Consider the following 25221-nt stretch of genomic DNA (forward strand, 5'->3'; position numbering starts at 1 on the left):
ATAAGTTCCGTGAACGTCACATCGCCTCCTGCACTTGTTTGGATTGTCGCCATGATAGCAGAAAAAGGGCGGTCATCACCAAAAAGATCGCCAGTATTTGTAGATGATTAGGAATTTCATGAAAAACAACGAATCCCCAAAATAATCCCGTCAAGGCAACCATACCACCTGTTAAACTGTAAAAAACGGGGCCGGCTAAGCGAAGAAGGCTGAAAAAGAGCAAATAGCCCAGGCTTGATAAAATAATTTCCAATAAAATGACTTGCTTTACCAGGGTAAAGGAGCCTGCCAAAGAATAAAACGACTGTTGCTGAACAATGAGAGGAAAAAGCAACAAGGTTGATGCCAGTAGCATCCCCGTTGCTGCTTCAAGGGCTGTCATTGGGGAGGGTTGTTTAGCCGCGATGTAGATTGAGCAAAGAGCGAAGGCAAAAGGACTAAGTAATGCCAACAAAGCCCACCCCGATAAGAGGCCATAAAAGGTAGGGCCTATAATTAATAAAATGCCGGAAACACCAATAACTAAAGCCATCATGCGCCAGCTATCAAAGTATTCCTGCTTTACAAGTAATGCCATTGGATAAACGAGCAAAGGCACCGTATTGACCAAAACAGCAAGCAGGCCTGCAGGGATATGACTGGCTATGAAGTACATATTAGTGTTGGGAATAGTAATACCTACTAATCCGCAAATTAAAAAATAAGACCAATATTTCCACTGAAAGATAGCGGTGTTGCCTGTGAGTAGGCAAAGTAAAGTTAATAATAAAGCAGGGCCTGCAGATTGCCAAAAGGCATAACCCAACGCGGGTACGTCATGAGTCATTGCATATTTCGCCAGTGTGTAACCGGAACCCCAAATAAATCCTAGCAGGATTAGAATCGACAGGGAAAGTAAGGTGCGTTTGTTCACGATAAAAGCTAATTAAATAATTAATTCAGTTAGTCTATCATTTATATGTTAATAGATCGTATTTAATGTAAATTTACCTTTTACCTATGTGTCGTGCATAAGCGCAGAACGTAGAGATTTTAAATTATGTACCCAAGAAGTTTCATATTTTGATTCTAACTACACCTTAGGTTACCATCCTTTGATAATTTTTGCTGGAGAGAGAGCATGCAAGCGAGTGATGTACCCGTACCTCATTTGACAACGGCACATTGTGGCCCTCTACATCATGTAGAAAAAATTCTATTAAATCAGGTGGCCACTATTGAGTCCTGGTTTAGGGAAAAATGGCAGGAAACGCCGCCTTCGATTACTTCTTCAGTTGATTTACGTCATGCTGGTTTTAAACTTGCTCCGGTAGACACCAATCTGTTTCCGGCAGGGTTTAATAATCTTAATCGTGATTTTTTACCGTTATGCGTTCAGGCAGTGCAGTCAGTTATGGTTGATTCAATACCTCACTGCATGCGAATTTTATTGATTCCTGAGAGTCATACACGCAACAAGTTTTATTTACAAAGCCTGAGCGTATTACGTGATATTTTTGTACAAGCAGGTTTTATTGTGCGCATTGGTAGTTTAGACCCTGAAATAACAGAACCCCTAGACATTGCCCTAGAGCAAGGCGGCAGTTTACGTTTTGAACCTATAAAGCGCTTTGGCAATCGTGTAGGCCTTTCTGATTTTAATCCCTGTATCCTCTTGCTGAATAACGATATGTCTTCTGGCATACCGGATATTTTACAAGGTTTGGAGCAACCCATTCGGCCCACCGCAAAATTAGGGTGGGCGACACGATTAAAATCCAGCCATTTTCATTTTTTTAATGAGGTTGCTTCGGAGTTTGCCAAATTAGTGAATATGGACCCCTGGCTCATTAATCCTTATTTTACTGCAGTCGACGGCATTGATTTTATGGCTCAGGAGGGACTGGATAACTTAGCAGAAGAAGCCGATAAATTACTGTCTCAAATAAAAGATAAATACGTTACCTATGGCATCACAGAAAAACCTTTTATCGTGGTTAAAGCTGATAATGGTACTTACGGCATGAGTGTCATGATGGCCTATAGCTCCGAAGAATTGAAACAGTTAAACCGTAAACAGCGCACGCGTATGTCCGCCAGTAAGGGAAGTCGCAAAGTTGATAGAGTAATAATACAAGAAGGAGTGTATACCTTTGAGGCAATGCCTAATGGTGCTGTTGCTGAACCTGTCGTTTATATGATAGGGCAATTTGTTGTGGGTGGTTTCTACCGTGTACATCAGGGACGAGGCACAAGTGAAAATCTTAATGCCCCGGGCATGCACTTTGAGCCCCTGGCTTTCGCACAAGCTTGTAACACACCGCGACGGGATCTTGAGGCTATTGATTGTCCAAATCGATTCTATGCTTATGGTGTTATTGCACGCCTTGCAGCATTAGCTGCTGCAAGGGAAATTGCAGCCATCTCAACCTGAAAATTAAGGAGTTCGAATGAAGCTTGCAGTATTGATGGATCCTTTGCATCATTTAAAGCCTTATAAGGACACAACACTCGCCATGTTGAAGGCAGCACAAGGGTTGGGGTGGTATTGTTTTTATTTTACACAAGCTGATTTGTTTTGTCGGCAAGGACGTGCGTTTGCGCGATTATCATCCATTCACCTTGGCGACTTATCCAGCAAAGACTGGCTGCAAGAAAAAGTGCTCGGAGAACAGGGATTAAGTGACATGGATATTGTTCTTATGCGTAAAGACCCTCCCTTTGATATGGAATATATTTATTCAACTTATGCCCTGGATTTGGCGGAAAAAGAAGGCGTCCTAGTGGCCAATAAACCGCAAAGCCTGCGCGATGCCAATGAAAAATTTTTTACTCTAAACTTTCCGCAATGTTGTCCTCCCACCTTGGTAAGCCGCGATATCGCGCATTTACGCGCCTTTTGGCAAGAGCACCGCAATGTCATTTTTAAACCGCTTGAAGGAATGGGCGGTAACTCTGTGTTTCATGTTGATGAAAAAGCCCTGAACCTGTCCGTTATTTTGGAGGTGCTAACCAAGGGCCAAACAGTAAGTATTATGGCCCAGCACTACATTCCTGAAATTGTCCATTCCGGTGATAAGCGAATTTTATTAATTAATGGCGAACCTGTTCCCTATGCTTTGGCCCGTATCCCTGTCAAAGGAGAATTACGCGGTAACCTTGCCGCAGGAGCCAAAGGAGAAGTAGTACCTATTACGGCCAGAGACCGCTGGATTTGTGAACAGATTGGTCCTACATTGCAGGCGAAAGGACTTTATTTTGTAGGGATAGATGTAATTGGGGATTATTTAACAGAAATAAATGTAACCAGTCCGACCTGTTTGCAAGAAATTGCCAAAGAAACGGGGTTGGATATAGCCGGCGATTATTTGCGTTGTCTAGAGAAGTTGATTAGAAACTAAGACCCGTGTCGACTGTGGGCTATTTGTATAAGGGTAAGTTTTTTATTAAACTAAGTTAAATAGACTTAGTTTAGTAAGACTATGCATAAAGTAAATATCCATGAAGCTAAAACGAATTTATCCAAGCTAATTGAAGAAGCTGTTCGAGGAGAACCCTTTATCATTGCGAAATCAGGTAAACCTCTTGTAAAAGTAACAGCACTATCATCTTCTGCTAGCAATAAAATACGTCGTGTAGGATTCATGAAGGGACAAATTACCATTCCCAAAGATTTCGATAGAATGGGTAGTAAAGAAATAGAAGATATTTTTGGCTGTAATTCATGAAATTCCTGCTCGATACGCATTTAATTCTATGGGCAGCCAGCTCCCCTGATGATTTGTCTCAAGAGGCATGTCAACTTATCAATGATGAGGCTAATGAGCTTTTTTTTAGCCCTGCAAACCTTTGGGAAATTGCCATTAAAAGTAGTTTACAAAAGGAGAATTTTCAGGTGGATACCAGGGTTCTTCGACGAAATCTACTGGATAACGGCTATTACGAGTTAGCAATAACAAGTGCTCACACTGTATTTATTCAAAGCTTACCCTCAATACACAATGACCCTTTTGACAGAATATTGGTAGCACAAGCTACCGTGGAAGGCATAACTTTACTTACAGCGGATACCCTAGTAGCCCAGTATCCTGGGGCCGATTCGGCAGGTTTAACCTAATAAATTCTACATGTATGGTCTAAGCCTTATCAGGAACGGCGGTATGGGGTGTACCTTGAACGAAAATCCGATTTAATCGGTAACCAGAGAAAACGAGCATTGTATAGTGAAGACTTTTGAGGAATAAAGTATCATTCGGTCCGTATTAATGTAAACGGACAATTAGAATGCCAACTCAAGAGAAGATTAGAGAAAAAGTAGAAAAAACCTACGCGTCTGCCAAAAAACATCTGAAGAAGGTTGTGAAGGTAGATGATCCCGAAACAAAAAAAGCAATTAAGCATTTTCATAAAGTTCTAAATTTGCAAAGTGATCTTGAAAACTGTAACGACAATGATTATCAATTTGCGTGTTTGAGTAATGAAGGTTTAGCCAAGGCTTATTGTCAAGTGACTTCTGGAGTCAATACTGGGGATGTTGAGTATCGCAAGGAGCTGGCTAACCAGCAATTTCGGAAGATTCAATCCCCTTTAATAAAGCATTCAATTTTGTGTCAAAGTGTTTTTATTTCCGAGACTGCTGAGCAAGATGCTGAACAGACAAATAAGCTAATTAATTGTTAATACCCAGACAATGGTACTAAATACTGCCATTAAACTGCAGCTGCCTCCAAGCTTCAAAAAGAATAATAGCGACAGAATTGGATAAATTTAGACTGCGACTATGAGGACACATGGGAATGCGAATGGCAGTATAACGCTCCCTTAAATGAACGGGTAAACCGCGGGTTTCAGCCCCGAAAAGAAGCATATCTTCATCCTGATAGCTAATTTCATGATAACCTTGAGTTCCTTTCGTGGAGCAAGCATAAATTCTGCGCTGTTGATTTTTTTCCATGAAATGCTGCTCATTTTCATAATGAATGATGTTAGCCCATTCGTGGTAATCAAGGCCTGCTCGTCGCATGCGTTTATCATCTAGTGTAAACCCTAATGGATGAATAAGATGCAACTGTGCACCCGTATTGGCGCACAAGCGAATGATGTTCCCGGTATTCGGTGGGATTTCAGGCTGATGCAGGGCTATGTGAAGCATTCGGCTTTGTACCCGTCGGTTCAGTGTTTTTGGCAGGCAGGGGATCATCATCGATGTAATTGCCAATATCATCGTCGTTATCCTCATCATCGATGTACAGCGAACCGGTTTCTTGTTGCTCACCCGTAATACGGAAATTACGATGCTGTAAATAGGCGTCACGGATAAAAGCATATTTATCCAAAGCTTGGGCCATTAACGCTTCTGTTTCAAACATTTGGGAACGCAAGTCTACATATCTTACGGCTGCCAATCCCCAAATCACACCGGCATGGTCAATATAAGCATAAGGGCTTAACACAGTATAATCAAACACCATTCCCATACCATCACGAATCGTTGCAGGCCCTAATAAAGGAACTACTATGTAGGGTGATTTTTTATCCCCCCATTTGGCGAAAGTAAGTCCCATATCATTGTAATGCGGAGGTAGGCTAAAATGCTTGTCTGCTACATCAAAAATTCCTGCTATACCGAATGTTGAGTTAATCATAAATCGCCAAGTATCTTTGATAGCATAGCGCCACTCTGCTTGTAGGAGGTCATTGGCGACCGTTGGTATCATGGCAACGTTATTAAACGCATTATTAATCCCGCTACGTACGGGGGGGGGTAAAATTACTTTATAAAATTTTGCTGTTGGTTTTAAAACAGTGGCGTCAACAGCCATATTAAAATTATAAATCTTGCGATTAATGGATTCGTAAGGATCAACTGGGTTAGAACCTTTAGTTATGCAAGCAGAGAGCATCAAAGAGCCGATTACTGTAGCAAACGTGACAATTAAGCGCATGATTTTTTAACTTTTTATTGCTGCATGGAGTGATGTTACACCAGTTTATAGCCGTTGAAAACTAAAAAACTGGAACTTATGGGGAAGTTCTAGTGGCACATTTAGGAGATCCTTCAGCGACTATGTCGCTTTCAGGATGACGAATCCCAGGGATGACGTTTCGAAATCTCAGTGATGCGGTGCCGGAGATTTTGGGCATTGCTTGCATCTCGTCCCCCTGAATGCAGCAATTGCTGCATTCAGGCTCTTCCACCAACAAGGCCCCTATTCTATCAGAATGGGTATGAGCCAGCCTTACTAGAACTGAAGAATGAATGTAACGGGCCCATCATTACAAAGATGGACCTGCATATCGGCTCCAAATTGGCCCCTTGCAACCTTATTATGCTGCTGGTGTGCAAGCATGATTAATTCCTCAAACAATACCTGGCCTGCTACAGGGGATGCACCTGCAGAAAAACTGGGGCGCAATCCTTTTTGTGTGTCTGCAACCAAGGTGAATTGAGGAACCAGCAACAAACCGCCATTAATCTCCCTTAGGCTAAGATTCATCTTGCCCTTTGCATCACTGAAAACTCGGTAATTTAAGGATTTTTCTAACATACGCTTTAGTGTTTGTTGATTATCGTGCTGCTCGAAACCACAAAGGATTAAAAGTCCCTGAGAAATTGCGCCCACAACGTTCTCATCAACTGTTACATGAGCTTCACGTACTCGCTGCATAACGATTAGCATACATCCAAATCCTTACCAGCAATTTCTTTACTGACAGATACTAAGGCATCAATGATTCCCGCTTCACGCTCAGAATGACCAGCATCCCGGATAATTCTTAGATTAGAGGCGGGTAATGACTGATGTAAATCCCAGGCTGCGCCAATAGGAGAGATCATGTTATAACGACCATGAATGATATAAGCAGGAATGTGTCTTATTTTATGGACGTGCTCTAAGATTTGATTTTCTTTGATAAAAAAATGATTGCTAATGTAGTGTGACTCCAATTTAGCCAATGCCAAAGCAAAATGGGGATTACAATATTGATCAATAACGTTTAAATGAGGATGCAGGCTGCTACAACGTGCTTCCCATAATGCCCAATGTTTGGCAGCTGCCATTCGTGCCAATTCATTATCGCCTTGCAGGCATTGTGCATAATATTTTACAGGATTATCCTGTTCCGATTCAGGCACCAAACTAATAAAATCTTGCCAATAGTCAGGAAAAATACAATTTGCACCGTCTTGATAAAACCAATCGATATCCTTTTTTCGCCCTAGAAAAATTTGATGCAGCATCAGAGCGCCAATTTGCTGTGGAAATTGCTGTGCATATAGTAACGCTAACAAAGAGCCCCAACCACTACCAAATAAAACAAATCGTGTTATTCCCAAATAGTCCCGAATAGCGTCAATATCATCCAGTAAATCGCGGGTAGTATTGTTTTGCAATTCAACGTGCGGGGTTGAACGGCCACAACCCCTCTGATCAAATAAAACGATGCGATATAGCATTGGATCAAAAAGACGTCGTAAACATTTGTTTCCACCAGCACCGGGCCCTGAATGTAGAACAATGACTGGTTTACCTTGAGGATTACCAATCTCTTCTATGTAAAGTGTGTGAGGTGTGCTTACAGGTAACTCGTGACGCTGGTACGGTTTAATAGCTGGGTAAAGGGAATGCATAAATTCCTCGTTTTTTCTTAAATCTTATACTGTCAATTATCAGAAGCAAAGAAGTTTGAAGCGTAATTGTATCTTTCCATTGTTCTTTTGTAGGTATTAGAACATGCCATGTCTTATTGAGTTTAAGTATAGATAATTGTACTACATTTGATATGTCGTCAATTGCGGTGAAACGAAGTTACAAATCAAGCTTTGTTTTTCACTGCTAAATTTAAGATAATGGGTTTTATTTTGAAGTTATTAGGTTAATGCATGACAGCACTGCTTAAGGAATTAAATGAGAAACAACGGGAGGCGGTGACTGCACCGTTAGGGAATACACTGGTTTTGGCGGGTGCTGGCAGTGGTAAAACACGTGTGCTAGTCAGTCGTATTGCTTGGCTTATCGAACAAGAGCATATTTCTCCTCACGCAATTTTAGCAGTAACTTTTACCAATAAAGCAGCTGGGGAGATGAAAACACGTCTAAACAGTATGTTAGAAACTCCTTTGGTAGGATTATGGGTTGGAACCTTTCATGGTTTATGCCATCGGTTATTACGCCGCCATTATGACGCAGCAAAATTACCTGAGCAGTTTCATATCCTGGATAGTGAAGATCAAGCAAGAGTTATTAAACGTGTTTTAGCATCGCTTAATCTTGCTGAAGATCAATGGCCTGTTAAACAGGCACAAGCCTTTATTAATGGCCAAAAAGACGAAGGTTTACGGCCAGAGCATATTCACATTTTACCCTATGGACCCACCCGTACGTTAGTACAAATCTATAAAGCTTATGAGCAGGCTTGTCAGACAGCAGGCGTCATTGATTTTGCAGAATTGCTGCTGCGTACCCATGAGTTGTTACGTGATAATCCAGATATTTTGATGCACTACCGCCAGCGTTTTCAAGCGATCCTGGTTGACGAATTTCAAGATACCAACACGATTCAGTACGCCTGGATCCGTTTATTAGCGAGTGATCATGCTGCTGTAATGGCCGTCGGGGATGATGACCAATCCATTTATGGCTGGCGTGGTGCAAAAATTGAAAACATACAGCGGTTTTCACAAGACTTCAACAATACGCAAGTTATCCGTCTTGAACAAAATTATCGCTCCACTTCCACCATTTTGGATGCTGCCAACGCCTTGATAACTAACAATAATTCAAGGATGGGTAAAAACTTATGGACTGCCGGTAAAGCGGGCGAAAAAATTGTGGTTTATAGCGCATTTAACGAGCTGGATGAAGCCCGCTTTCTTGGCGAGCGCATTGCAATGGAAATTAATAACGGACGTAGTGCGGACGAAATAGCAATTCTTTACCGTTCCAATGCGCAGTCACGGGTCATTGAGGAAGCTTTGTTACGTGCAGGGATTGCTTATCGTATTTATGGAGGTGTTCGCTTCTTTGAACGCGCAGAAGTAAAAGATACGCTCGCCTATTTGCGATTAATTGCCAATTCTTATGATGATACGGCTTTTGAGCGTGTTGTTAATTTCCCTACCCGGGGTATCGGTGAAAAAACACTGGATGAATTACGTCATCTTGCCAAAGCAGAAGATATTTCTCTGTGGCAAGCAGCAAAAACGGTTTTACAACAAAAGCAGCTGCCGCAGCGTGCAGCAACAGCTCTGGAAAAATTTATTGCGCTTATCGAAACCTTACAAATGCAAACCGCTCATCAGGAGTTAGATGAGCAGATTAGTACCGTCATTGAAAACAGTGGCTTATATGCCCATTTTGCAAAAATCAAAGGGGATAAAGCAGAATCCAGACTAGACAACTTGCAAGAACTTGTAAACGCTGCCAAACAATTCCGCTATGAGCAAGAAATTGAAGAGGAATTACCATTACTGGCTGCCTTTCTTGCCTATGCATCTTTAGAAGCTGGTGAGATGCAAGCTGAAGAACACGAGCGCTCAGTGCATTTGATGACGCTTCACGCTGCAAAGGGATTGGAATTTCCCCTGGTTTTTCTGGTAGGCATGGAAGAAGGTGTATTTCCAAGTAAACAAAGCCTGGAAGAATCGGGAAGACTTGAAGAGGAACGCAGGCTTTGTTACGTAGGTATGACGCGTGCGATGGAAAAATTAATTATCTCTTATGCTGAAGTGCGAAGACAGTATGGCCGTGAAGAATACCACCGCCGTTCACGTTTCCTGCGGGAGTTGCCTGAGGAATTATTGGATGAAGTCCGTTTGAAAGCCCGTGTTCAAGCGCCTCTTTCATCTAAAAATTTATCGTCTGTTGCTGCTGAAGATGTGGGTCTAAAACTTGGACAATCTGTTAGTCATCCCAAGTTTGGTCAAGGGGTCGTTTTGGCTGTTGAGGGCAGTGGGGCTCATACTCGTGTACAAGTAAAATTTGCCGATCATGGTGCCAAATGGTTGGTATTAGCTTATGCCAATCTAACACCTCATGAAGATTATGCACCTTTTTAAGTACTAAAAATATTGAATTTAATGCACACAGGTGCTACGTTTCTGTGTGCGAAAATTTTAGGGTCTGTAGGCCATTTTCTAGGGCACCGAATGATTGAAATTAAAGCGAATAAGCCTACTTGTCCCTACGTACTGCGGCTTGTCCGCGGTATCCATGAATAGGTTAGTCTTTGGGATTCACACTTCTGGATACCGCAAACGAGCCTTGGCACGTAGGAAGAGGTTGAGATGATATATTTGGCCATAAGTAAGTATCATTCGGTGCTTAGAGATACTGTAAAATAAAGACAGATCCGGGAAGGATTTCGTTTATTTGACGTTAATTAATAACAAGGGGAAGGGTGTGAAATTTACAAATCTATTAACTGCCGGGGTATTAGCAACAGCCGTAGCATCGCCATTAGCGATTGCAGCAGGTTCAGCAAATACTCAGTCTGGTACTATGTCTGAAACGCAAAAGAAAGAGATTGAAAAAGTAATTCATGACTATTTAGTGAATAATCCAGAAGTATTATTAGAAGCGTCTCAGGCCTTACAGCAAAAGCAACAGCAAGCTATGCAACAACAAGCACAGGCTGCGATTAAAGACAATGCCAATCAATTGCTTAATGATAATTTGACAGTTCTCGGTAATCCCAAAGGAAATGTGACCTTGGTTGAGTTTTTTGATTATCAATGCATCCACTGTAAGAAGATGGCGCCTGTTATCAATGAATTAATTAAAAAAGATAAAAACTTACGTGTGGTATTTAAAGAATTTCCTATTTTTGGTAAAAGTTCCGACATGGCTTCTCGTGCAGCATTAGCAGCGGCTATGCAGGGTAAATATAAAGAAATGCACGAAGCGTTAATCAAGCAGGATAAACGATTGAATGAACAAGTCATCATGGAGACTGCCAAATCAGTTGGCTTGGATATGGCCAAACTAAAAACGGACATGGACAGTAAAACCGTGACGGATGCTTTAGATGCCAATCGCGAGTTAGCTGAAAAACTCCATCTAATGGGTACACCGGCATTTATTGTTGCAGCGACACCAGCTGGACATTTAAAAGAAGGGAGTACACCGGCCTTTATTCCAGGTGCAGCTAGTGAAGAATCCTTGCAAGAGCTTATTAAAAAAGCATCCAGCAATTAAGCAAGATGGCGGCGATTGATTAAATCGCCGCCGCTTCGCCGTGTAGCCTATTTAAGTATTAGCGTGTATGTTCGCATGGGGTACGTTGCAATAAATCTGATATAAAAAAGTTTAAGACCTGATCCTACAGGTTATACTGTATATTTAATGCTGATTTTCTTCTTTAACCAAGCCAAAAAATGTTACTATCGGGACACCTAGCAGTAAGAGACAGATATGACAAAGCCAAGTACATTTCAAGAGATTATTTTAACGTTGCAGCAGTTTTGGGCTAAACAGGGATGCGTCGTGCTGCAGCCTTTAGATATGGAAGTAGGTGCAGGAACGTTTCATCCAGCTACTTTTTTGCGCGCAATAGGACCTGAGCCATGGAATGCGGCGTATGTACAACCCTCCCGTCGTCCTACAGATGGTCGTTATGGTGAGAATCCAAATCGTGTCCAGCACTATTATCAATTTCAAGTAGTATTAAAGCCCTCACCGTTGGATATACAGGAAAAATACCTTGATTCTCTCCGGGCACTAGGTGTGGATCCTTTGGTCGATGATATTCGTTTTGTTGAAGACAATTGGGAGTCGCCTACCCTGGGTGCATGGGGTTTAGGGTGGGAAGTTTGGCAAAATGGAATGGAAGTATCGCAATTCACCTATTTTCAACAAGTGGGCGGTTTAACTTGCAAACCAGTCACTGGTGAGTTGACCTATGGTCTTGAACGAATTGCCATGTTCATATTAGGAGTAGACAATTTATTTGATCTCCCCTGGAGCAAGACTGCTAATGGTATTATTACGTATGGCGATGTGTTCCATCAGAATGAGGTGGAAATGTCTGCTTATAATTTTGAACATGCCAATGTTGATGCCTTATTTAAACAGTTTGATTATTATGAAGAAGAGGCACAAAAATTAGTCGCCCTTAATCTTCCGTTACCAGCCTATGAGATGGTAATGAAAGCTTCCCATGCATTTAATTTATTAGATGCCAGACGTGCCATTTCAGTTACTGAGCGGCAACGATACATTCTCAGAGTCCGTCACTTATCAAGAGCAGTGGCGCAGACTTATTATGATGCGCGTGAAGCGCTAGGTTTTCCGATGCTAAAGGTGTGCGATGGTCAATGATTTTTTATTTGAATTAGGATGTGAAGAACTTCCTTCGGGTGCTGTATGGCCTTTAACTAACGCCTTAACAGTGAATCTTCTCGCAGCACTTGATAAAGCCCAGATTGGTTATGGGGCAACCCATTCTTTTGCTACCCCCAGGCGTTTGGCAGTAAGAATTAGCAATCTGCAAGATGAACAGCCCACCCAAACTGTCTCTCGACGAGGACCAGCAGTCGCTGCAGCTTATGATGCTAACGGGCAACCGACTCCTGCCCTACTCGGTTTTGCCAAGTCTTGTGGTGTGGAAGTCGAAGCACTATCGATTAATAAAACCGATAAAGGCGAGTGGTTAGTTTATGAATCGGTCTCTCAAGGTGCCAAAACAAGCGATTTGTTGCCCGAATTAATTGCCCAGGCACTTACCAATTTGCCCATTCCCAAACCGATGCGTTGGGGAGATGGGGATGCTGAATTTGCCCGCCCAGTGCATTGGGTAGTTTTGCTGTATGGTAATGAGATTGTTAACGCTACCATTTTGGGGGTAAAAACGGGGCGGTTCACCTATGGTCATCGTTTTCACCATCCACAGGCTATTGAGTTATCTACTCCTAAGGATTATGAGTCGCTACTTCAAGAAGCCTGCGTTATTGCTGATTTCGCTACCCGTAAGAAAGAAATTGTTAGGCAAGTAGAACAACTTGCAGAGAAATATAATGCACAAGCCATTATGCCAGAGAGTTTACTGGATGAAGTCACTTCCATCGTTGAGTGGCCTAAAGCCTTGCTTGCCAATTTTGAAAAAGAATTTCTCAAAGTACCTTCAGAGGTACTCATTGCTTCAATGCAGTCCCATCAGAAATGTTTTGCCTTGCGGGATAAGTCAGGGCAACTTCTACCGCATTTTATTACGGTGTCGAATATTTCAAGTGCACAGCCTAAGCAGGTTGTATCCGGCAATGAAAAAGTGATGCGTGCGCGTCTAAGTGATGCGGCTTTTTTCTTTCACCAGGATCAGAAAGAACCTTTAAGCCATCACATTTTGGCCACAGAGAAGGTGGTGTTTCAAGCCAAACTTGGTAATTTACTTAATAAGGCTGAACGAATTGAAAAGCTTATGTTGTTAATAAGTCCAATTATTGCTCTGGATAAACAACAAGCGATTCGCGCAGCACAACTGTCCAAATGTGATTTAATGACAGGCATGGTAGGGGAGTTTCCAGAATTACAAGGTTTAATGGGTTATTATTATGCCATGCATGATGGAGAAGCAAATGAAGTGGCCATCGCACTTAACGAACAGTACATGCCCCGTTTTGCGGCTGATGACTTACCCTCTACACCGTTAGGTCTTGCAATGTCATTAGCGGACAGACTGGATACGCTGGTGGGCATTTTTGCCATAGGGCAAAAACCTTCAGGGGTAAAAGATCCGTTTAAATTAAGACGCCATGCATTGGCTATTGCACGTCTTTTAATTGCAACGTCGGCAAAGCTTAATTTATCAACCCTAATCGATGAGACGGCTAAAATTTACACTAATGTATTACCAATCAATCACACTACCATTGAAGAAGTGAAGCCGTTTATTTTGGAGCGTATGCAGTCTTACTATCACAGTCAAAATATAGGCGTTGATTTATTCCATGCTGTACGCGCACGACAAGACGATTGGCTTTATGATTTTGACAAGCGAATTCTCGCATTGTCAGAATTTATTTTATTACCGGAGGCCACAGTATTATCTGCAGCCTGTAAACGGGTTAATAATTTATTGCAGCAGGCAGGGCAAATAATTGACGTTGATGTCATTATAGATGAGCACTTATTGGAAGAGGGCGCAGAAAAGTCCTTGTTTGCGCATCTTGATGCTATGGAAAAAACAGTGAAACCACTTTATGACACAGCGGATTACAAAACTATTCTTACCCAGCTTGCCAGTTTGCGAGAGCCTGTTGATGCCTTTTTTGAACATGTGATGGTGATGGTCGACAATGAGGCAATTAAAAAGAATCGATTACAATTATTAGCTCGTCTGCAAACGCTGCTACAAGGTGTTGCTGACATTTCTTTGTTGCAGTTAAACCAATGAATAAGGTAATTCTGCTGGATAGGGATGGGGTCATTAATCAGGATTCCTTGCACTATATTAAATCTGCAGAAGAATTTATCTTTTTACCTGGCAGCCTTGCTGCAATTGCCAGACTTACTGAGGCTGGGTATCGCATTGGCGTGGCCACTAACCAATCCGGGGTTTCTCGTGGTTATTACAGTGAAATAGAATTAGCAGCGATACACCAAAAATTAATGGATGAGGTGCGTGCGGCTGGAGGAGACATTGCAGCGATTGAATATTGCATCCATATGCCCAATGATGGATGCTCTTGCCGCAAGCCTCAACCTGGGATGTTGCGTGCATTAGCGCAGCGTTTGCACTGCTCTTTAACAAATATTCCATTTATAGGAGATAGGGTTTCGGATATACAGGCTGCTGAAGCTGTAGGTGCAAGACCTATGATGGTACTGTCGCCGATGACCGATAGGGTTGGATTACAAAGTTATCCCCATGTTCCTGTGTTTTCCTCACTAACAGACTGCGTTAATTTTTTACTGACTGAACATGAAGAATGAAATCGCAATTGCCTATGAGGGAGAACAACAGTTAGCGCGTGCTGAAGAGCTGGCTAAGTTGTTAACATTAAAAATTGATAATCACGCCCACCAACAATTGCTAGTGACAGCCGATAAGCTTGTTTTAAAAATGGGAAATTTTTCTCCACTGCACGCAGATTTTACTGCATCAACTTGGCAGAAGCGCCGCGATGCTGGTAAGCAGCAAGGGATAGTTCGTGCTTGTAAACCAGGGCCTGGTATTTCCATTATTGATACAACTGCAGGATGGGGACGCGATGCAGCTGTCTTAGCCAGCTTTGGGGCGCAAGTGATTATGCTGGAGCGACAACCCATTCTGGCAACCTTATTGGCAGATGCGTTAATGCGCCGCGATGAACATTCCAAACGGGTTTTACAACTTCAATTGCATGCTGTGGATTCTTTCGACTATTTGCAGGAGTTAACCCAAGAGACTTTTCCTGATGTCATTTATATTGATCCCATGCATCCTGAACGACAAAAGGCTGCTTTGGTAAAAAAAGAGATGCAAGTACTACAACAGCTTGTTAATCGCGATGATAAAACGGATGAATTAATACAATTAGCAAAAACAAAAGCAAAAAAAAGAGTAGTGGTTAAATGGCCACAACGGCTGCCAACACTATTAAAACCGGATACTTCTGTTGATGGAAAAACAGTACGCTTTGATATTTATCTTCCATCTTTACAACTTTAAAATGGATTGCTGTTAGTCACGTCGAAAAGCTTCTTCTTCCTGTGGAACAGGAAAGGTGTCCGAAGGGTGCGGCAGGTATTTTAAAAGTACAGATTGGGTCATTTTTCGACCCAAAAATCATAATCTATCTAAAACCTAATGTAGGGTAAACGGGCCAACCTACTTTGAATTTATCAGGACAAGGAATATCTTTTAAAAACAGCAAGTTAATTTTTCGTTGCTATTTTCCTTAATAGTACGGTTTAATTCTTCTATATCAATAATTTTTTCGCCAATTTTCTCTTGAATAAAATTGATTCGTTTTGCCAAACTACCTTTAGGATTAACTGGTTTTCCTTGTTCAATTAATTTTTCTTCAAGGGTTGAAAGAATGTTATTCTCATTGTTATAACCTTCTTTTAAGGTGGCTAAAACAGCATCATGATGATTGCGTCCCCAATGTCCTGTAACCAATAATTTAGCGGTAGATTGCAAGCTTGCAAAAAACCCAACCCCATTGGAAACCTTGCTGTAATCTTTTAAGAGGGATTTGGCAGCGTCACCTGCTCCTAACTCTGCCTCCCATACATTGTGATAGGATTGCGGAAATTGGGTACTTCGGGGCGGTACGGTTTTTGTAATCTTTATCTTTTTCTCCCATATCGCATTGGCTATAGCCCATAACACATCAACGAGGCTACTCTTGTTGGATTGATCGTCAGTCAAGCCACTATTCTCTTTTGCAGAAGTTACAATTGTTGCGGTTACTTGAATGTCTTTTAGTGTTATAGCATTAAGTTTATCTTGAGGATTCTGACAACAATCTGCTTTCGTGCCAACAAGAATAATGGATGCACGCGGGGAGTGCGTTAGCGCTTGGTCAAGTTCTTGCTGAATTTGCTCAAGGTTAATTTCAGCTGATAAATCCACACAATAACAAAAAATTTCACTTCCTCTATAATAATATGGTCGTAAAGTCTCAAATCTTTTCGCCCCAGATAAATCCCAAATTTCAAGATAATCTGAAGTTTTATTTTTTAACGTTTTAAATGTTACTCCGATAGTTGCAGTATAATTATCATCAAAAGAAAGGTTGTGAAGTCTATCCATTATTTTTGTCTTACCTGACTTCTCCGGACCCATAAAAACTATTTTTAGAAACATAGCGATCTCTTAAAGAAAATTTGCCACATTATAGCATAAACAAAACCAAGACGAGCAAAAAATGAACTTATTTTGAGCAAGGATTAAATCTACTTATAGAGTTTTTGTTGAATAATTTTAAAATGTTAATTTTAGAGTCGCGGACTAGCCGCGACTTGTTACACTGGAGTAAAAGCTAATTGTCAGCACTCAATAAAATCCAATTCATTTAACTCTTCGCGTAAACGCTTTTCTTCAAAGAGTTCTTCAATTCTGCGACGTCGCTCAAGTTTTGTACTTAGTCCTGATTCAATTTCTTGTGAATTAATAGGATCTTCCAGGTCTGTGTCAAAATCATCGATGCTCATTGCATTTCTCCCTGTGCAAATTTAATCCTTAAAAAGAGTTGACCCTCTGGGAAGAAAAATAACAGAAATCCACTGTTAAGAACAGTGGATTTTAATGTTATGTTGGGGATGTCGTTGGAGTAGCAGTAGGATCTGGTTGTGGGGTTGGCATTGGAGCGCTACGAAGTTCAGCCAGTTTTGCTTTATATTCAGCGGTATCCTTAGGAGGTTTGGCTTCATCTTCTCGCACTGCTTTTAATTTCTTTGCAATTTTTTGCGTTGCGGTAAAACGAGACATTTCCTTACCATCAAAAATACCTGCAGCTTCGTCCTTTTTACCAGGATTTGTAAGTTTTCTCTCTGCTTTATTTACAATAATAGAAATTTTATCTGGTTCAAATCCTGCGTTAATGCAGGACTCATACATTTTTCTGGCATATTCCTCGGCTTCTTCAGGATCTTTGTCATAGTTGACATTAATTGTTACAGTCTCGTTGCCCGCAGCTTTAAATGCTTCTGCAAGACTTTGCATATCATAATCTACATTTTGATGATAACTGTTATAGAAAAGGACACCAAATTTGGGAAGTTGAATGTTAAAGCTGCCATCTTCAAGAACGTTTATTTTTCTGCCGGTGATCGTCTTTAATGGGAAATCCTGGACACGGATATTCCTTAGCTGAGAACTATCAGGAGTTAGCGTTATTTCCCCATGTTCGCCCGGGGTTTGGTTCAATTTTTTTTCATTTGCTTCGATTGCTTCATCAATAGCCTTTTGAAGGTCCTTAAATTTTTTACCTTCCAGGGTACGCATTGCTGCAATAAAAGCAATACGGTCATGTTCCTTTTGAATCCCTTTATGAGTGGTGATGATACTTTCATTAGACGTTGTTTCAAATTGTTTTAGCAGCGAATCATTTGCTTTCTCTAAAGATCCTGCCAATTCATCTATCGCTTCCTTTGCCTCTTCATCGTCCAAACCTGTACCATTTTTGAAGTCATTCATAAAGGCTGAATTGGTTTTTAAGTCTTCGATATTTTGTTTAGCACCTTCTTGATATTTCTTTATAGCATCCATTGCCTCTACTTTGGCAGCATGGAGCATTCCAGGAAGATTTTTAATGAGCGAATTATAGGCTTGCATTTCTTCAGGCGTACCTGTAAGAGGAGGATTTTGCAATCTCTCATTAAGCATCTTCATGTCAGCATTATATTGAGCAAGTGCTGTTTTTAGAGCTTCCGTTTCAGTAAGGGCATCTTTAATCGCAGTTTTGACAGGGGCTGCATGTGCATTATCTGGCTTTTGCAAGTTATCCCAATGAGCCCCTTTGAGAGCAGGCATTGTAATGGGATTTCCTTTATCATCTTTTTTACCTGTCTCGACCTGGAATTTTAAAAGATCATTCAATCCCTTAGGATGGTCTTTTTGATAAGTAGTAAACGTATCAGTTCCAGATACCCCATTGGCAAGATGAATACTGTCTAGGTATTGCTGAATGAATTCTTTTCGTTTCGCGAGACTGAAATATTTATCGAGTTCTTTAGTAGTACTAAAATATCTAAATAGTGGATAATTAAAAAGGCCGGGCATGATCATACACCTGCTTTAAGGATCTTCAATAAAAAAAGTATAACACCAATTTATTAACTAATAATTAAGATCTTTCAGATTACCAGGCTGGAATTGCTCCATCACCAAACAGTTGTTTTGCTTTTGCAGCTACAGCAGGTGAATTCATGGCTTTAACAAATTTTTCAAGTTGTGGTTTTTTACTGCTGTTTTGACGAATGACGATTAAATTGGCATAAGGGGAATCTTTCCCTTCTCGGTAGAGGGCATCACGAGTAGGACTTAGTCCTGCAGGAATAGCAAACGTCGTATTAATCACGGCAGCATCGACGTCATCTAAAACACGCGGCAATTGTGCTGCATCGAGTTCTTTAATGATCAAATGCTTGGGATTAGATGCGATATCGGCAGTAGAGGCGGTATTGCTGTTTTTTAAAGTAATTAAGCCTGCTTTTTGTAAAAGCAACAGTGCCCGCGCTTCATTACTTGGATCATTAGGGATGGCAATAATAGCCTTATTTTTTAATTGTTTTAGCGATTTAATTTTATGCGAATAAATTCCTGTTGGATAAATAAACGTTTTACCGATGACTTCCAAATTATAGCCATGGGCTTTCATCGCTGCTTGTAAATAAGGTAGATGTTGATAGACATTGGCATCCAGGCTACCGTCATCCAGCGCCTCATTTGGCAGATTGTAATCATTAAATTCAACAATTTTTACGTCCAAGCCATAGTCTTTTAAAGCCACGTCTTTAGCGACTTCTACCAGTTCAGTTTCAGGACCAGCTATTGTTCCAATGTTCAACGTATTAGGAGAAGGCTTATGGCAGGCAACAACTAAACTTACAAGAACGAACAGACTTAAAATACGCATTAATTCTCTCCTCATGAACACTTTAATCTATTTTTAATTATGAGCAAAACGACGCGCCAGGCGATCGCCTCCCATTTGCAACAATTGCACAATGACAACCAATATCACTACGGTAGCCAGCATAATTCCCACGTTGAAACGCTGATAACCATAACGGATGGCTAAATCTCCCAAACCGCCACCGCCAACAGTACCTGCCATGGCAGAATAATTCACCAAAGTAATTGCGGTGACAGTAGTTGCCTGAATTAAGGCTGGGAATGCTTCTGGCAATAGAATGAATCGAATCATTTGCCAAGTGGTTGTACCCATAGAAAAACCAGCCTCGATAAGGCCATTGGGAAGGTTTTGGTAGATATTGTCAACCAGCCGGGCAAAAAAAGGTGTTGCTCCCAGGGTCAGGGGTACCATGGCTGCATGGATACCAATGGATGTGCCTACCAGTAAACGGGTAAAAGGAATTAATGCAACCAACAAAATAATAAAAGGAATGGAACGACTAAAGTTAATCAATCCTGATATTAAACGACTTAAAAGGGCATGTGGTTTGATTTTAGTGCTACTAAAAAGCAAGGTCCCCAGCGGTAAACCGAGCACAATGGCAAACAGGGTACTGACGATTACCATATAAAGCGTTTCGCCACTGGCTATTAATAAATCATAAAGCATTGTCAGTGACATAACCTAAAATCTCCACCGTTAAATTGGATTCTTCACAGCGCTTGATGAATAATTCCAATAAATTGTTATCTGCTAGTAATTCAACCACCAATACACCACAAGTAATCATGTCAAAGCGGTCAATATTGGCCAATAAGATATTGATATCTAAATTTAATTCGCGACTGGTTTTACTGATAAACGGTACAGTAGCATTTTCTCCCTGAAAAAATAAACGCAATAAGGGTTTGTTATTGGGTATATTAGAGAGCGAATTGCGAAGACATGCTGGTAGTTGCGGGCTTAATTGGGCGTAAAGCATACTGCGGGCTAAACCCTCCTTATGGTTAAACACATTAGCCAATGCCGTGGTTTCTATGATTGTGCCTGCTTCCATCACTGCAAGGCGATGACAAATACGCTTCACTACTTCCATTTCGTGCGTAATTAAAACAATAGTAAGCCCATAAAGGCTGTTGATTTTTTTAAGTAACTCTAAAATGGAACTGGTTGTTTCAGGGTCTAAAGCGGAAGTTGCTTCATCACAAAGTAAAATTTTGGGGGAACAACTCAGTGCTCTTGCAATAGCTACTCGCTGTTTTTGGCCACCACTGAGTTGTTCGGGATAAAAATTTATCTTATCTTCTAGTTCAACCAAGGGCAGCAACTCCTCAATCCTGGCTTTTATCGCTGCATCAGACATCCCCTGGATGCGCATGGGGAGGGCAATATTTTCATAAACAGTTTTAGAATTTAGCAGATTAAAGTGTTGAAAAATCATTGCCATCTTATGGCGCGCAACGCGTAGTTGTCGAGCAGAAAGGGTTGTTAAGTCTTCATTGTCAATAATGATCTCACCGCTGTCTGGATGTTCCAATAAATTAATGGAACGCAACAGGGTTGACTTACCTGCGCCACTTTTGCCGATGATGCCAAAAATCTCGCCTTCTTGCACGAATAGATCCACATTGCGCAAGGCAATAGTATTGGCATAGGATTTATTTAAGCCATTTAATTCAATCATGATTTAACCCAAGAGTAACAGCGCGCAGGGTAAAGAAGGAAGAGAAACCCGCTTTAGCCGTATTTACAATAGTTTTATCTATTGAGCGCCCGCAAGCTGAATTTTCAAATCGGCGCAAGGTCAGTATAATAGCGGATCTTTTTCCTTAAGGAAACTCTTAATTTAATTTTTGTTCTCAGTGTACAGGACAAAATTTTTTTCTGTGGTCGTTGCGAGCGAAGTGAGGCAATCCAGAACAGATTTTTGTTTTAGAGATCGTATCGGATTACTTCACTGGCGCTCGCAAAGATGTGATTCTAAATGTTGCTTTGTCCACAGGACAGAGGGGGTGATCTGTAAGTCATCAGTATGTAGGCAATGCAAAAGAAGTTAGTGATCTATTTTCTGATTGACGATATATTTTATCAGTCTTTTCCTTTCGAATGGAAGTAAGTTGTCATGACGCAAAAGCTAAAAAATAAAACCACCCAATTACAAAAATTAGAGACTAGCTATAATGCCAGATTAGCACAAATCCGCAGCGAATATCGCAGGTTACTAGAAGAAGTAAGGGACTTTAAAAAGCATACCCATGAAGTAAAGCGAAGTGTTAAATTCGTTTCAGCTTTTGCACAAAAGGTCATTAATCCTTTAATGGAACTTGAAGCTGATGCTCTCAAGTTAGGTAAGGAGACACAAAAGCTTCCTTCTTTTATTAAATCAAGACATCTTAAAGAATTTATAGAGTTTGAACCCATACTAATGCACTCATTTATTAAGAAACATACCTGGCTGCGACGTTTATTAAGGGCCTATAATTCAGGTAACAAGAGCAGTGCAATAGAGACATTGAAGGAGGTTATAACTTCAAATCCAGCGCACAAAAGTCTTCTGATATATCTGAATCGCTATGAAAATAAAACACTTGTAGAATTCAGTAACTACAATACAAAAAAGCGCAAAGTTGAATCCCTAATTAAATCGATTGCAACCTATACTTCAACAGCTAGCGATAACGGTTATTCCCCGGTGGAAGACGAAGAACAGTTTAAAACCATCCCCTATCAGCAACTTGATGATTCTTTGCGTATGCAACAAGCAAAAATTTTAGAGCATATTCGTATTGAACTTATCAGTATTGAAACCCGCTTGCTTGCTCAAGAATCAAAGATTTTTAAATCAAGCTCAATTTACCGGGAAACCAATCCGAACAGACAGGAATGTTTAGTAAAAAATCATTTACAGGACTATAAAGAGTCATTGCTAAGTTATGATGAAGCATTAATGTTTCTTAAAAATATTTTGGAAAGCCAACAACCTATCACGCAATGGTTTAGACATCGTCTAATTGAGGATGCGACCGTAAGATTTAAAAAGGATAGCAAAGAGTACTTGGCTGCCAGCGAAAATCCTGTGAAGCAGCAAAGGCTGTTAAACAACTACCTGACAGCATTCACAGCTTCTATTCCGAATGCAGCATTTTTAGAAAAAATTATAACTAGAGAAGAGAAAGAACTGTACTTGCAACAAAAAAAGGAATATGCCCCTTTATTTAAAAGAAACGTCAATCCCTTGGCTTTATCAAAGGTAGAGCAAGCAGATACCTATGCACTACGGCAATTGAGGGAGCTATATTACTCCATGGTTGCAGCGGAAGCTGCTAGGGTTATTCTTATAAAAGCAGATGCGGCAGTGGAGAAAGGCTTGCGAGAAAAAGACAGTCATAAACGACATAGTTTTTTTAGGCATACCAGCGTTACTGCTATCACCGATAATGCATTTCAACATTCTCCAGGATTTAGTGTATAAAGATACTCACACTAAGATCATGCAAAAGAATGAGATATCTGACGTGCTTCGACGGCTTTGCGCCCAAAGACGTACGTCATGTCGAACGTAGTGAGACATCTCCATGATGCCAGGAGATCCCTCTCTTTGTTCGGGATGACGTAAGTCTTTCCTGATGTTTGCCCCAAAGGGGGCTAGGGCGCTCAGGATGACGCCGTTTGTTTTATATTTTATGAAGCATTTTATCCTAGTTCTTAAATAAGGGGTGTTGACAAATTCACCACCCTTAATCCTTTAATTCGGGCCTGTTTTTAAAATAATCGAGGGCTTCAGGATTGGCTAGCGATTGGATATTGTTAACCGTTTGTCCATGGACTACTTGGCGCACAGCAATTTCTACCACTTTACCACTAATTGTTCTAGGTATATCAGCGACCTGTAAAATTTTTGCGGGTACATGACGTGGGGACGCATGATGTCGAATGGTCTGGCGAATATTTTCTTCGATGTCAGTATTGAGTTGCACACCCTCTCTTAACTTTACAAACAAAATTACACGCACATCATCTTGCCAATCTTGTCCAATGACCACGCTATCCAGTACTTCGGAAATTTTTTCCACTTGCCTGTAAATTTCAGCAGTACCAATACGTATGCCACCGGGATTAAGCACAGCATCCGAACGGCCATAGATAATAAGACCATGGTGTTTGGTAATTTCGGCAAAATCACCATGGGCCCAGACATTCGGAAAACGTTCGAAATAAGCATGCTTATATCTCTTTTTATCAAAGTCTTCCCAAAAACCAACTGGCATGGATGGGAAAGGCTTAATGCAAACCAGTTCGCCACGTTCTTCACGAACAGGTTGTCCCTGTTCATTAAATACATTGACTGCCATACCAAGTCCAAAGCACTGGAGCTCACCTCGATAGACAGGTAGCATTGGATTGCCTAAGGCAAAACAGGATACAATATCAGTGCCGCCGGAAATTGAGCTTAATTGTACATCCGGTTTAACCTGTTGATAAATAAAATCATAATTTTTAGGCAGGAGAGGGGAGCCAGTTGATAAAATAGCGCGCAAACTTTTCAGTGAGAACTGGTAACGGGGACTGGCTCCAGTTTTTTCTACACTGGAAATAAATTTAGCACTGGTACCAAACACCGTAATTTTTTCATCATCAATTAATTTAAATAAACGATTAGCATCCGGGTAAGTCGGGGCTCCATCATAGAGGGTAAGCGTTGCTCCTAAAGCAAGCGTGCTAACCATCCAATTCCACATCATCCAGCCACACGTTGTGTAATAAAATAAATTATCATGGGGGCGAATGTCTGTATGTAAGCCCAATTCTTTTAAATGCTGCAGCAAAGTACCACCAGCACCATGGACGATGCATTTCGGTTTACCTGTAGTTCCTGAGGAAAACAAAATATAAACCGGATGGGCAAAAGGCATTTTTTTAAATTCAATAGTTTCTGCAGGCTTTATAAATTGTTCCCAATTTACAGCATGGGCTATGTTCGTTGGGTTTTCACGGTGAATAATTGGACAGATAATGATTTTTTTTATGGAGGGTATAGCACTTGAAATTTCTAAAATTTTTGCACTGGCCTCATGCTGCTTACCCATATAAAAATGACCATCACAAGCGAAAAGAATTTTGGGCTCAATTTGTCCTAATCGATCAATGGCCGCTTGCGCGCCAAAGTCAGGGGAACAAGAAGACCAAATAGCACCTAAAGAAGTTGTAGCAAGCATGGCAATAACAGTAAAGGCGACGTTGGGCATGATGGCGGCAACACGATCACCTGCAACAACGCCTGCTTCTTTTAATCCCGCCGCACAAGAGGCTACCTCCTGATGCAGTTGCTTATAACTGAATTTTTTGCGCTCCCCGTTTTCTAGGACACTGACAATAGCCGGGTGATTATCATTGCGACTTAACAGTTTCTCTGCAAAATTAAACGTTGCCCCTGAAAACCAGATAGCATTGATCATATGATCATAATGATTAAGAATTTCTGTCGCTTCAGTATCAAAATTTACTTTGAAGTACTCACAAATGGTTTGCCAAAATTGTGCAGGATGTTGAATGGACCATTCGTGAAGCTGTTGATAATGAGTGAATGTTTTCTGGTATTTCTCGCCCGTAAAATTTATAAACTCCCACATTCTAGTCTGTTTGGGTTCATTGGGTTGCCATACCAGTGTGCTCATTTT

General features: G+C 40.9%; 24 protein-coding genes. 12 read left to right on the forward strand and 12 right to left on the reverse strand.

The genetic code is table 11. The annotated features are described in order from the left end of the window. Positions 1-16: 16 nt before the first annotated feature. Positions 17-913, reverse strand: a complete 897-nt coding sequence (locus tag Ljam_RS14125; RefSeq protein ID WP_242604037.1) for a DMT family transporter — start codon at positions 911-913, stop codon at positions 17-19. A gap of 207 nt (positions 914-1120) precedes the next feature. Here Ljam_RS14125 and gshA point away from each other — a divergent pair, with 207 nt between their 5' ends. From gshA to Ljam_RS14150, 5 genes are all read left to right on the forward strand, one after another. Next, positions 1121-2413, forward strand: a complete 1293-nt coding sequence (gene gshA, locus Ljam_RS14130; RefSeq protein ID WP_058450625.1) for a glutamate--cysteine ligase — start codon at positions 1121-1123, stop codon at positions 2411-2413. 16 nt (positions 2414-2429) lie between these two features. Beyond that, positions 2430-3380, forward strand: a complete 951-nt coding sequence (gene gshB / locus Ljam_RS14135) for a glutathione synthase (RefSeq protein WP_058450626.1) — start codon at positions 2430-2432, stop codon at positions 3378-3380. Between the two features lie 81 nt (positions 3381-3461). Beyond that, positions 3462-3707: a type II toxin-antitoxin system Phd/YefM family antitoxin gene (locus tag Ljam_RS14140; protein ID WP_058450627.1), complete on the forward strand. Its 246-nt coding sequence runs from the start codon at positions 3462-3464 to the stop codon at positions 3705-3707. Next, positions 3704-4096, forward strand: coding sequence for a type II toxin-antitoxin system VapC family toxin (locus Ljam_RS14145; protein ID WP_058450628.1), 393 nt, complete (start codon positions 3704-3706; stop codon positions 4094-4096). Before Ljam_RS14140 ends, Ljam_RS14145 begins: the two co-directional genes overlap by 4 nt. Positions 4097-4263: 167 nt before the next feature. Beyond that, positions 4264-4659, forward strand: a complete 396-nt coding sequence (locus Ljam_RS14150; RefSeq protein WP_058450629.1) for a hypothetical protein — start codon at positions 4264-4266, stop codon at positions 4657-4659. Positions 4660-4675: 16 nt separating this feature from the next. Here the strand turns inward: Ljam_RS14150 and trmL are convergent, their stop codons facing one another. The 4 genes from trmL to pip form a co-directional block, all read right to left on the reverse strand. Further along, positions 4676-5131 carry a tRNA (uridine(34)/cytosine(34)/5-carboxymethylaminomethyluridine(34)-2'-O)-methyltransferase TrmL gene (trmL, locus tag Ljam_RS14155; RefSeq protein WP_058450630.1) on the reverse strand — a complete coding sequence of 152 codons (456 nt, stop codon included), beginning with the start codon at positions 5129-5131 and terminating at the stop codon, positions 4676-4678. Continuing rightward, entirely contained in the window at positions 5103-5924 is an 822-nt protein-coding gene (locus Ljam_RS14160; protein WP_058450631.1) for an MlaA family lipoprotein, read from the reverse strand. The genes trmL and Ljam_RS14160 overlap by 29 nt, the downstream gene beginning before the upstream one ends. 297 nt (positions 5925-6221) lie before the next feature. Beyond that, positions 6222-6659, reverse strand: coding sequence for a D-aminoacyl-tRNA deacylase (gene dtd / locus Ljam_RS14165; RefSeq protein WP_058450632.1), 438 nt, complete (start codon positions 6657-6659; stop codon positions 6222-6224). Further along, a complete protein-coding gene (gene pip / locus Ljam_RS14170; RefSeq protein ID WP_058450633.1) occupies positions 6653-7612 on the reverse strand; it encodes a prolyl aminopeptidase in 960 nt (319 codons plus the stop codon). Before pip ends, dtd begins: the two co-directional genes overlap by 7 nt. Before the next feature lie 252 nt (positions 7613-7864). Here pip and uvrD point away from each other — a divergent pair, with 252 nt between their 5' ends. The 6 genes from uvrD (at position 7865) to Ljam_RS14200 (ending at position 15627) form a co-directional block, all read left to right on the forward strand. Then, positions 7865-10039: a DNA helicase II gene (gene uvrD, locus Ljam_RS14175; protein WP_058450634.1), complete on the forward strand. Its 2175-nt coding sequence runs from the start codon at positions 7865-7867 to the stop codon at positions 10037-10039. Between the two features lie 343 nt (positions 10040-10382). Beyond that, the gene (locus tag Ljam_RS14180) at positions 10383-11177 is read left to right on the forward strand and encodes a DsbA family protein (protein ID WP_058450635.1); all 795 of its coding nucleotides are present in this window, start codon (positions 10383-10385) and stop codon (positions 11175-11177) included. 216 nt (positions 11178-11393) lie between these two features. Beyond that, complete coding sequence (gene glyQ / locus Ljam_RS14185; RefSeq protein ID WP_058450636.1) at positions 11394-12299, forward strand: glycine--tRNA ligase subunit alpha; 906 nt, start codon at positions 11394-11396, stop codon at positions 12297-12299. Continuing rightward, positions 12289-14370 carry a glycine--tRNA ligase subunit beta gene (gene glyS, locus Ljam_RS14190; protein ID WP_058450637.1) on the forward strand — a complete coding sequence of 694 codons (2082 nt, stop codon included), beginning with the start codon at positions 12289-12291 and terminating at the stop codon, positions 14368-14370. The genes glyQ and glyS overlap by 11 nt, the downstream gene beginning before the upstream one ends. After that, positions 14367-14909, forward strand: a complete 543-nt coding sequence (gene gmhB / locus Ljam_RS14195; RefSeq protein WP_058450638.1) for a D-glycero-beta-D-manno-heptose 1,7-bisphosphate 7-phosphatase — start codon at positions 14367-14369, stop codon at positions 14907-14909. The genes glyS and gmhB overlap by 4 nt, the downstream gene beginning before the upstream one ends. Next, entirely contained in the window at positions 14899-15627 is a 729-nt protein-coding gene (locus Ljam_RS14200; protein ID WP_058450639.1) for a class I SAM-dependent methyltransferase, read from the forward strand. Before gmhB ends, Ljam_RS14200 begins: the two co-directional genes overlap by 11 nt. 192 nt (positions 15628-15819) lie before the next feature. On the opposite strand, the gene Ljam_RS14205 is transcribed toward Ljam_RS14200, so the two are convergent. From Ljam_RS14205 to Ljam_RS14225, 6 genes are all read right to left on the reverse strand, one after another. Then, positions 15820-16770: an ADP-ribosylation factor-like protein gene (locus tag Ljam_RS14205; RefSeq protein WP_058450640.1), complete on the reverse strand. Its 951-nt coding sequence runs from the start codon at positions 16768-16770 to the stop codon at positions 15820-15822. A gap of 182 nt (positions 16771-16952) precedes the next feature. Further along, entirely contained in the window at positions 16953-17117 is a 165-nt protein-coding gene (locus Ljam_RS15380; protein WP_165483385.1) for a PA3496 family putative envelope integrity protein, read from the reverse strand. Between the two features lie 97 nt (positions 17118-17214). After that, complete coding sequence (locus Ljam_RS14210; RefSeq protein ID WP_058450641.1) at positions 17215-18687, reverse strand: hypothetical protein; 1473 nt, start codon at positions 18685-18687, stop codon at positions 17215-17217. 79 nt (positions 18688-18766) lie between these two features. Then, positions 18767-19543, reverse strand: a complete 777-nt coding sequence (locus Ljam_RS14215; RefSeq protein WP_074881629.1) for a MetQ/NlpA family ABC transporter substrate-binding protein — start codon at positions 19541-19543, stop codon at positions 18767-18769. A 33-nt stretch (positions 19544-19576) separates the two neighbouring features. Further along, positions 19577-20224 carry a methionine ABC transporter permease gene (locus tag Ljam_RS14220; RefSeq protein ID WP_058450642.1) on the reverse strand — a complete coding sequence of 216 codons (648 nt, stop codon included), beginning with the start codon at positions 20222-20224 and terminating at the stop codon, positions 19577-19579. Beyond that, the gene (locus Ljam_RS14225; RefSeq protein ID WP_058450643.1) at positions 20202-21227 is read right to left on the reverse strand and encodes an ATP-binding cassette domain-containing protein; all 1026 of its coding nucleotides are present in this window, start codon (positions 21225-21227) and stop codon (positions 20202-20204) included. Before Ljam_RS14225 ends, Ljam_RS14220 begins: the two co-directional genes overlap by 23 nt. 438 nt (positions 21228-21665) lie before the next feature. On the opposite strand from Ljam_RS14225, the gene Ljam_RS14230 reads away from it, so the two are divergent. Continuing rightward, the gene (locus Ljam_RS14230) at positions 21666-23015 is read left to right on the forward strand and encodes a hypothetical protein (protein WP_058450644.1); all 1350 of its coding nucleotides are present in this window, start codon (positions 21666-21668) and stop codon (positions 23013-23015) included. 265 nt (positions 23016-23280) lie between these two features. Here Ljam_RS14230 and Ljam_RS14235 read toward each other — a convergent pair whose 3' ends face one another. After that, on the reverse strand, positions 23281-25218 hold the full coding sequence (locus tag Ljam_RS14235; protein ID WP_058450645.1) for an acetoacetate--CoA ligase: 1938 nt from the start codon (positions 25216-25218) through the stop codon (positions 23281-23283). Positions 25219-25221 lie beyond the last annotated feature (3 nt).

The sequence above is a fragment of the Legionella jamestowniensis genome (genome assembly GCF_001467745.1).
GTDB lineage: Bacteria > Pseudomonadota > Gammaproteobacteria > Legionellales > Legionellaceae > Tatlockia > Tatlockia jamestowniensis.